The sequence below is a fragment of the Streptomyces sp. NPDC045955 genome (assembly GCF_056430805.1).
The window spans coordinates 290,056-299,900 of the sequence record NZ_JBWKKY010000012.1 but is presented as its reverse complement, the minus strand read 5'-3'; the positions used below and the strand labels follow the sequence as shown (position 1 = coordinate 299,900).

General features: G+C 71.2%; 5 protein-coding genes and 1 pseudogene. 5 read left to right on the top strand and 1 reads right to left on the bottom strand.

The features are described from left to right. The 5 genes and pseudogenes from AC07F0_RS25920 to AC07F0_RS25900 form a co-directional block, all read left to right on the top strand. A pseudogene (locus tag AC07F0_RS25920) lies at positions 1-591 on the top strand (alpha-1,4-glucan--maltose-1-phosphate maltosyltransferase); the annotation flags it as partial. Beyond that, positions 588-2,288, top strand: coding sequence for a maltose alpha-D-glucosyltransferase (gene treS, locus AC07F0_RS25915; protein ID WP_436726834.1), 1,701 nt, complete (start codon positions 588-590; stop codon positions 2,286-2,288). The pseudogene AC07F0_RS25920 and the gene treS, both read left to right, overlap by 4 nt. A 191-nt stretch (positions 2,289-2,479) precedes the next feature. After that, positions 2,480-3,922: a maltokinase N-terminal cap-like domain-containing protein gene (locus AC07F0_RS25910; protein ID WP_436726835.1), complete on the top strand. Its 1,443-nt coding sequence runs from the start codon at positions 2,480-2,482 to the stop codon at positions 3,920-3,922. A gap of 41 nt (positions 3,923-3,963) precedes the next feature. Continuing rightward, positions 3,964-6,837: a 1,4-alpha-glucan branching enzyme gene (gene glgB, locus AC07F0_RS25905; RefSeq protein WP_478982236.1), complete on the top strand. Its 2,874-nt coding sequence runs from the start codon at positions 3,964-3,966 to the stop codon at positions 6,835-6,837. A gap of 122 nt (positions 6,838-6,959) precedes the next feature. Next, a complete protein-coding gene (locus AC07F0_RS25900) occupies positions 6,960-7,430 on the top strand; it encodes a hypothetical protein (protein WP_478982234.1) in 471 nt (156 codons plus the stop codon). Positions 7,431-7,543: 113 nt separating this feature from the next. On the opposite strand, the gene AC07F0_RS25895 is transcribed toward AC07F0_RS25900, so the two are convergent. After that, positions 7,544-9,805: a HelD family protein gene (locus AC07F0_RS25895; protein WP_478982232.1), complete on the bottom strand. Its 2,262-nt coding sequence runs from the start codon at positions 9,803-9,805 to the stop codon at positions 7,544-7,546. Positions 9,806-9,845: the final 40 nt, after the last annotated feature.

Genomic DNA, 9,845 nt, shown 5'->3' with positions numbered 1-9,845 from the left:
GACATCCTGCACGCCTACCTCCAGCACGGCGGCCGCCCCGCCTTCGAGGTCCGCGCCGTCCTGGCCGCCACACTCTCTCCGGCCTGGGGCATCTATTCCGGCTACGAGCTGTGTGAGAACACCCCCCTCAGGGAGGGCAGCGAGGAGTACCTCGACTCGGAGAAGTACCAGCTCAGGCACCGCGACTGGGAAGCCGCCGAACGCGAGGGCCGCACCATCACCCCGCTGCTCACCCGGCTCAACACCATCCGCCGCGAGAACCCGGCCCTCCAGCAGTTGCGCGACCTCCACTTCCACCACGCGGACCAGGAAGCGGTGATCGCCTATTCGAAGCGGCAGGGTTCGAACACGGTTCTGGTGGTCGCCAACCTCGACCCGCACCACACCCAGGAGGCCACGGTCTCGTTGGACATGCCGCAACTCGGCCTGGACTGGCACGAGTCGGTACCGGTGCGCGACGAGCTCACCGGCGAGACCTACCACTGGGGCAGGGCCAACTATGTGCGCCTCGAACCGGGCCACAGGCCCGCGCATGTCTTCTCGGTTCTGCGACCGTCCACCCCGCAGATCGGAGGGTCACCCACAACATGATCGTCAACGAACCCGTTCAGGACACCTTCGAGGACACTCCTGCCAGGGACCGGGACCCGGAGTGGTTCAAGCGCGCCGTCTTCTACGAGGTACTCGTCCGCTCGTTCCAGGACAGCAACGGTGACGGCGTCGGGGACCTGAAGGGCCTGACCGCAAAGCTCGACTACCTCCAGTGGCTCGGTGTCGACTGCCTGTGGCTGCCGCCGTTCTTCAAGTCCCCGCTCCGGGACGGCGGCTACGACGTCTCGGACTACACCGCCGTCCTGCCGGAGTTCGGTGACCTGGCCGACTTCGTGGAGTTCGTCGACGCCGCCCACCAGCGCGGCATGCGCGTGATCATCGACTTCGTCATGAACCACACCAGCGACCAGCACCCGTGGTTCCAGGAGTCCAGGAAGGACCCCGAGGGGCCCTACGGCGACTACTACGTGTGGGCCGACGACGACAAGCAGTACCAGGACGCCCGGATCATCTTCGTCGACACCGAGGCGTCGAACTGGACCTACGACCCGGTCCGCAAGCAGTACTACTGGCACCGCTTCTTCTCCCACCAGCCGGACCTCAACTACGAGAACCCGGCCGTGCAGGAGGAGATGATCTCCGCACTGAAGTTCTGGCTGGACCTGGGCATCGACGGTTTCCGGCTGGACGCGGTGCCGTACCTGTACCAGCAGGAGGGCACCAACTGCGAGAACCTCCCGGAGACGCACGACTTCCTGAAACGGGTGCGCAAGGAGATCGACGCGCAGTACCCGGACACCGTGCTGCTCGCCGAGGCCAACCAGTGGCCCGAGGACGTCGTCGACTACTTCGGCGACTATCCGAGCGGTGGCGACGAATGCCACATGGCGTTCCACTTCCCGGTCATGCCGCGCATCTTCATGGCCGTACGGCGGGAATCGCGCTACCCGGTCTCCGAGATCCTGGCCAAGACCCCGGCCATCCCCTCGGGCTGCCAGTGGGGCATCTTCCTGCGCAACCACGACGAGCTCACGCTCGAGATGGTCACCGACGAAGAGCGCGACTACATGTGGGCCGAGTACGCCAAGGACCCCCGCATGCGCGCCAACATCGGCATCCGCAGGCGTCTCGCCCCGCTGCTGGACAACGACCGCAACCAGATCGAGCTGTTCACGGCCCTGCTGCTGTCACTGCCGGGCTCGCCGATCCTGTACTACGGCGACGAGATCGGCATGGGCGACAACATCTGGCTCGGCGACCGGGACGCGGTGCGCACGCCGATGCAGTGGACGCCGGACCGCAACGCGGGGTTCTCCTCCTGCGATCCGGGACGGCTGTTCCTGCCCACGATCATGGACCCGGTCTACGGCTACCAGGTGACCAACGTCGAGGCGTCCATGGCCTCGCCGTCGTCGCTGCTGCACTGGACCCGCCGCATGATCGAGATCCGCAAGCAGAACCCGGCCTTCGGCCTCGGCTCGTACACCGAGCTGCCGTCGACGAACCCGGCGGTGCTGGCGTTCCTGCGGGAGTACGAGGACGACCTGGTGCTGTGCGTGAACAACTTCTCGCGGTTCGCGCAGCCCACGGAGCTGGATCTGAGCGCCTTCGAGGGGCGGCACCCGGTGGAGCTGTTCGGCGGGGTCCGCTTCCCGGCGATCGGCGAGCTGCCGTATCTGCTGACGCTGGCAGGTCACGGTTTCTACTGGTTCCGGCTCCGCAGGGATACCTTGTGAGGCCTGAGACGGCCTGACGGTGCCCTGAATCACGGGGCGGGCCGCAAACCCCCGTGGCGGGGCGTTTCTCCCGCCCCGCCCGGGGCACGCATCAGTAACACCCCGCCCATCCGCGTGAGCCGGAGGGGCGCCGCCGGCACCTGCTGAAGGACCCGGAGGCGCACCAATCATGGGTGAAAGGACGCGACGCCATGTCGGAAGCCGTCACACGCACCGTCACCGCCCCGCCCGGCCTTCTTGCCTCGCTCGATCCGCTGCTGCGGGAGTGGCTGCCACGGCAGCGCTGGTTCGCGGGCAAGGGACGTCCGGTCACCGGATTCACGCTGGTCGAGGCCACCGAGCTGCTCCCCGCCACGGGCAAGCTCGGCCTGTACCACCTGCTCGTCCGCGCCCACCAGCCGTCCGTACCGTCGCACGGCGCGCCCGGCCACCCCGGCGACTGCTACCAGTTGCTGATAGGTGCGCGCGAGGCGCTGCCGCCTCGGCTGGCGCCCGCGCTGATCGGACACATGGCGACGGGGCCGCTGGCCGGCCGGACGGTCTACGACGCCCTGCACGACGCCAGGCCCGCCGAACTGCTCCTGGAGGCGCTGCGCACCCAGGCCCGGATCGGCGGGCTCCGCTTCGAGCGGGACCTCGACCAGGACATCCGCTCCGGTCTGGTGCCGCGCGTGGTGACCGCGGAGCAGTCCAACTCGTCGATCGTCTACGGCGATACGTTCATCCTGAAGCTGCTGCGCCGGATCGTGCCCGGGGTCAACCCGGACCTGGAGCTGCCGCTGGCGCTGGCCCGCGAGGGCTGCCCCCGGGTGCCCGCGCCGACGGCCTGGATGGTCGCGGACGTCGACCCCACGGCGGACCCGGTGATCTCGGCGGGCCCGGCCGACCTGGCCGGCCAGCCGTACGTGCTGGGGGTGCTCCAGCCGTTCGTGCAGGGCGCCTCCGACGGCTGGGAGCTGGCGCTGCGCGAGCTGGCCAAGGGCGAGGACTTCGGCGCCGAGGCGCGGGCGCTGGGCCGGGCCACGGCCGAGGTGCACACCACGCTGGCCCGGGCACTGCCGACGGTCACGCTCGGTCACATGCAGCTCCGGCTCATGGTGGACGGCATGATCGAGCGGCTGGAGGCGGCCGTCCAGGCGGTGCCCGCGCTGCGGCCCTACGCCGGCGGGCTGCGCTCGGCGTTCACGGCGCTGGGCGATCTGGCCGCCGAGGGCCGCACCTGGACCGCGCAGCGCGTGCACGGCGATCTGCACCTCGGGCAGTGCCTGCGCTCGCCGGCCGGCGAGTGGTGGCTGATCGACTTCGAGGGCGAGCCGGCCCGCCCGCTGGCCGAGCGGCGCATGCCGCAGCCGGCGGTGCGGGACGTCGCCGGCATGCTGCGGTCCTTCGACTACGCGGCTCGCTCAGCCGATCCACCCCAGCCGGACTGGGCCGAGACCTGCCGTTCCGCGTACTGCTCCGGGTACGCCGAGGCCTCCGGCCTCGATCCGCGCACCGACCCGGTGATGCTGCGCGCCTATGAAACGGACAAGGCGATCTACGAGGTGGTGTATGAGGCCCGGCACCGCCCCGACTGGCTGCCGGTGCCCCTGGCCGCCATAGACCGGCTCGCCTCGACCGGCCACCTGACCTGACCCGACCTGACTGATCCACCTGCGTCCTGGAGGCTCCGCCCGTGACCCCCCGTCCTGAGTCCAGCGGTTCCCGTCCCAAGGGGACGGCCGGGGAGAAGATCCCCGAGCAGCCCACGGCCGCCCAGAAGAAGAGTGCCGCGAAGAAGACGTCGGTGCCGAAACAGGCAGCGGCCAAGAAGGCGACGGCCCCCGCGAAGAAGGCCGCCGCCAAGAAGACGCCCGCCGCGCAGCCACCCGCGACGAAGGCCACGGCCAAGAAGGCGGCCCCGGCGAAGACGACCGCGAAGAAGGCCGTCGAGAAGAAGGCTGTGGCGAAGAAGGCCGTCGCGAAGAAGACGGGTACCCAGAAGGCGACCGCGACGAAGGCCGCCGCCGAGAAGGCGACCGCGACGAAGGCGGCCGCCAAGAAGACGACGGCGAAGAGGGCCACCGCCACGAAGGCGGTTGCCAAGAAGGCGGCCGCCACGAAGGCCACGACGACGAAGGCGGCAGCGACCAAGGCCGCCGCCACCAAGACGACCGCATCCAAGGCCGCCGCCACCAAGGCCACCGCTGCCAAGACCACCGGCACCAAGGCCACCACTGCCAAGCCCCCCGCGAAGAAAGCCCCCACGAAGAAGACTCCAGCCGAGAAGGCCGCCACCAAGAAGGCCACCGCCGGAAACAGCACCGCCGGGGACGGCACCGCCACCCCCGCCCAGACCCTGCCGCCTGAGATGGAGGTCGCCGTCTCGCCCGCCGTCGGCGCGGCCGACCGGGAGCGACTGCTCAACGGCACGCATCACGACCCGCACTCCGTGCTCGGCGCCCACCCCGTGCCCGGCGGGATCGCGTTCCGGGCGTTCCGGCCGTACGCCCTGTCGGTGACCGTCGTCGCCGGGGAGGTGCGGGCGGAACTGGAGGACGACGGGGAGGGGTTCTTCTCCGGGCTGCTGCCGCTGCGGGAGGTCCCGCAGTACCGGCTGCTCGTGGAGTACGAGGGGACGGTCCTGGACACCGAGGACGCCTACCGTTTCCTGCCCACGCTGGGCGACCTCGACCTGCACCTGATCGGCGAGGGCCGGCACGAGCAGCTGTGGACGGCGCTGGGCGCGCACCCGATGACCCACCAGGGCGTGACCGGCACCCGGTTCGCGGTGTGGGCGCCGAACGCGCTCGGCGTGCGCGTGGCCGGCACCTTCAACTTCTGGGACGGCACCGGCCACGTCATGCGCTCGCTCGGCTCCTCGGGCGTGTGGGAGGTGTTCCTGCCGGACATCGGCGAGGGCGAGCTGTACAAGTTCGAGATCACCCGCCCGGACGGTTCGAAGACGCTGCGTGCCGACCCGATGGCCCGCCGCACGGAGGTGCCGCCCGCGACCTCGTCGGTCATCACGTCCTCGGAGTACGAGTGGGGCGACGACGAGTGGCTGGCCCGGCGCGCCAAAGCCCCGGCGCACGAGGCGCCCTTCTCGGTGTACGAGGTGCATCTGCCATCCTGGCGGCCGGGGCTGACGTACCGTCAACTGGCCGAGCAGCTCCCGGGGTACGTGAAGAACCTGGGCTTCACGCACGTCGAGCTGATGCCGGTCGCCGAGCATCCGTTCGGCGGCTCCTGGGGCTACCAGGTCACCGGCTTCTACGCGCCGACGGCCCGGCTGGGCACGCCCGACGACTTCCGGTACCTGGTGGACTCGCTGCACCGGGCGGGCATCGGCGTACTGATGGACTGGGTGCCCGCGCACTTCCCGCGCGACGACTGGGCGCTGGCCGAGTTCGACGGCCGGCCCCTGTACGAGCACGCGGATCCGCTGCGGGCCGCGCACCCCGACTGGGGCACGCTGGAGTTCGACTACGGGCGCAACGAGGTGCGCAACTTCCTCGTCGCGAACGCCCTGTACTGGTGCGAGGAGTTCCACATCGACGGGTTGCGCGTGGACGCGGTGGCGTCGATGCTCTACCTCGACTACTCGCGCGAGCCGGGCCAGTGGACGCCCAACGAGCACGGCGGCCGGGAGAACCTGGACGCGGTGGCGTTCCTGCAGGAGATGAACGCGACGGTGTACCGCAGGGTGCCCGGTGTCGCCACGATCGCCGAGGAGTCGACCGCCTGGGACGGCGTCACCCGGGCCACCCACCACGAGGGCCCGAGCGGCTTCGGCGGGCTCGGCTTCGGCCTGAAGTGGAACATGGGCTGGATGCACGACTCGCTCGAGTACATGAGCCACGAGCCGGTGTACCGCAAGTACCACCACCACGAGATGACCTTCTCGATGGTGTACGCGTACAGCGAGAACTACGTCCTGCCGATCTCCCACGACGAGGTGGTGCACGGCAAGCGCTCCCTGGTGTCGAAGATGCCGGGCGACTGGTGGCAGCAGCGTGCCAACCACCGGGCGTACCTGGGCTTCATGTGGGCCCACCCCGGCAAGCAGCTGCTGTTCATGGGGCAGGAGTTCGCGCAGGGCGCCGAGTGGTCGGAGGCGCACGGCCCGGACTGGTGGCTCCTCGATCCGGGCTACGGGGCCGAGGCCGAGCACCGGGGCGTGCGGGACCTGGTCCGCGACCTCAACACGGTCTACCGCGCGACTCCGGCGCTGTGGCGGCTCGACACGGATCCGGCCGGTTTCGAGTGGGTGGTCGGGGACGCCGCCGACGACAACGTCCTGGCGTTCCTGCGGCTGGACCCGGAGGGCACTCCGGTCCTGTCGGTGTCGAACTTCGCGCCGGTCGTCCGCCAGGACTACCGCCTGGGCGTGCCCGAGGACGTCCCGGCCTGGCACGAGACCGTCAACACCGACGCCGCGCGTTACGGCGGCAGCGACGTCACCAACCCCGACCCGGTCAAGCCGGAGGCCCAGCCCTGGCACGGCCGCCCGGCGAGCATCCGGCTGACGTTGCCGCCGCTGGCCACGCTCTGGCTGCGCCCGGCGTAGGCCTGTGACACGGGTGTGACGGGAGGAGTGGCTTCCGTCACAGCCGGTCCGGTCCGGGCCTGGTGGGGTGGCCGCATGCGTGCCACCCCACTCACCCGCCGGCCCGGAAGGGGCTGAGGCCCGTGCTGGTGGGTCTCGGTGTCTCGGCGGCCTGCGCCGTCGCCGCGTTGATCGCCGCCGCGGGGACCGCCGCGATGGCGTTCCCCGGGCGGCCCGAGCCGTGGCCTGTGCATCTGATGCGCCGGGCGGCGGTGACGGCCGCGTGGGCGGCCGCGGCCGTGTACTGCCTGGGGTTCTTCACCGTGCTGGCGTCGGAGTCGGCCTTCGGCGACGGGGCGAACTCGGTCCCGGCCCCGGCCTGCCGCGACGGTTTCGACCCGGCCACGATCCAGGGACTGAGCCACCACCGGTCCTCGTACCTGCCGCTGCGCTTCGACTGCGTGCGCGACGACGGTTCCGTCTACGCCAGTGACCCGGGCTACGGGTGGATGAACTGGGCGACGGCGGGCCTCGCTCTGTCCGCCGCCCTGTTCGCCATCGGCGCGGGTTACGCGACCGAACTCCGCGCCCGGAAGACGACGGTGGCGTCCTGACTCCGCTCCCGGTCTTCTTCGCCCTGACGGCCGTACCGCCGGCGGCCGGGCTGTGGCACGCCCCGCGGGATCCGAAGTCCCTGCGCCGGTAGACGCGTTCAGGGTGAGGGGGGCTACACGAATGCCTCCGACAGGGACTCGGGCAGCTTCCCCGTGTGCAGGACGCCGAGCCGCTGGGTGGCGCGGGTCAGGGCGACGTACAGGTCGCTGGTGCCGTACCGGGCGGGCTCGACCACGAGGACGGAGTCGAACTCCAGGCCCTTGGCCTGGCGCGGGTCGAGGAGGACGACCGACCGGGTGAGGTCGGGTTCGGCGCCCGCCGTCACGCCGTCCAGCCGGGCCGCGATGCCGCGGTGGAGGTCGCGCGGCGCGATCACCGTGAGCCGCCCCTCGTCGGGGGTGAGCTCCCCGACCGCCTTGGCGACGGCGCCCGGGAGGTCGTCCGTGGCCCGCGCCCAGGGGCGTACGCCCGTGGAGCGGACCGAGCTCGGCGGCTCGAAGTCCGGGTGCTCGGCGCGGACCACGGCCGCGGCGACGTCCATGATCTCGGCCGGGGTGCGGTAGTTGACGCCCAGCCGGGTGTGCTCCCAGCGGTCCTCGACGTACGGGGCGAGAATGCCCGACCAGGAGCCGACACCGGCCGACTCCGCCGTCTGCGCGGGGTCGCCGACCAGGGTCATCGAGCGGGTCGGGCTGCGCCGCATCAGCAGCCGCCACGCCATCGGCGACAGCTCCTGCGCCTCGTCCACGATGATGTGCCCGAACGCCCAGGTGCGGTCGGCGGCGGCGCGTTCGGCGGCGCTGCGGTGGTCGTCCTCCTCGTGCCGCTCGGCGAACCGCTCGGCGTCGATGATGTCGTGCGCGGACAGCACCTCGGAGGACTCGGGGTCGTCCTCCTCCTTGTCCTCGAACTCGTACGTCCGGGACGCGTACGACACGTCCAGCACGCCCTGCGCGTAGGCGATCTGCCGCTCCCGCTCGCGCTGCGCACGCTCCCGGGCCAGCCGGTCGTCCTCGCCGAGGAGTTCGGCGGCCTCGTCGAGCAGCGGCACGTCCGCGACCGTCCAGCGCCGGGTCACGGGGCGGCGTACGGCCTCGGCGTCCGCGGCGGACAGGAACTCCTCGGGCGCGGCGAGGAAGTCGGCGACGAGCCGCTGCGGGGTCAGCAGCGGCCACAGCTGGTCGATCGCCGCCCAGACCTCGGGGTTCTCGGCGAGGTCGTCGCGGATCTGGGTGATGTCGCTGGGGTCGAGCAGGCTGGACCCGTCGAAGGGGTCGGTGCCGATCCGCTCGGCGTACAGGTCGGTGAGCGCGTTGAGGATGTGCCCCTCGAAGTGCTCGCGGGCGGCGTTGTGCGGCAGCTTCGCGGCGCGGGTGCGCTCGCGGGCGACGTTCACCAGACCGTCGTCCAGCATGAGCACTTCGCGCTCGTGCTCGATGGCGATCACCGGGTCGGGCAGCGCCTGCCGGCTCCTCACGACCTCGGCGAGGACGTCGGCCATGTCGGCGCGGCCCTTCACGGCGGCGGCCTCGGGTGTGTCGGTGGCGGTCGCCTTCACGCCGGGGAACAACTCACCGACCGTCGCGAGGAGCACACCGGTCTCGCCGAGGGAGGGCAGCACCTCGCCGATGTACCCGAGGAACGCCGGGTTCGGCCCGACGATCAGCACCGCCCGCTTGGCGAGCAGCTCCCGGTGCTCGTAGAGCAGATACGCGGCGCGGTGCAGGGCGACGGCCGTCTTGCCCGTGCCCGGGCCGCCCTCCACGACCAGGACGCCCCGGTGCGGGGCACGGATGATGCGGTCCTGGTCGGCCTGGATGGTCTGCACGATGTCGCTCATGCGGCCGGTGCGCGCGGAGTTGAGCGCGGCGAGCAGCACGGCGTCGCCCGACGGGTCCTCGTGGCCGGTGCGGGTCTCGTCGCCGAGGTCGAGGATCTCGTCGTGCAGGTGGGTGACCCTGCGGCCGTCGGTGGCGATGTGCCGCCGGCGCCTGAGCCCCATCGGGGTGTGGCCGGTGGCCAGGTAGAAGGGGCGGGCGACCTCGGCACGCCAGTCGATCAGGACCGGTGTGCGCTCGGCGTCGTCCCTGCGCAGACCGATGCGGCCGATGTGGTGGGTGACGCCCGAGGTGAGGTCGATCCGGCCGAAGCACAGGGAGCCGTCCACCGCGTTCAGGGCGGCGAGCAGCCCCGATCGCTCGGCGACGAGGATGTCCCGCTCCAGTCTGGCCTGCATGGGGGTGTTGCCCTGCGCGAGCGCGTCCGTGACGGAGGTCTCGGCGTCGCCGCGCAGCGCGTCCACGCGCGCGTACAACCCGTCGATGAATTCCTGCTCCTGCCGCAATTCATCGTCCGGAAATTCGGTGTTTGACAATTCCGCTCCCGCCCGGATATACTGTGCTCACTGAACTTCA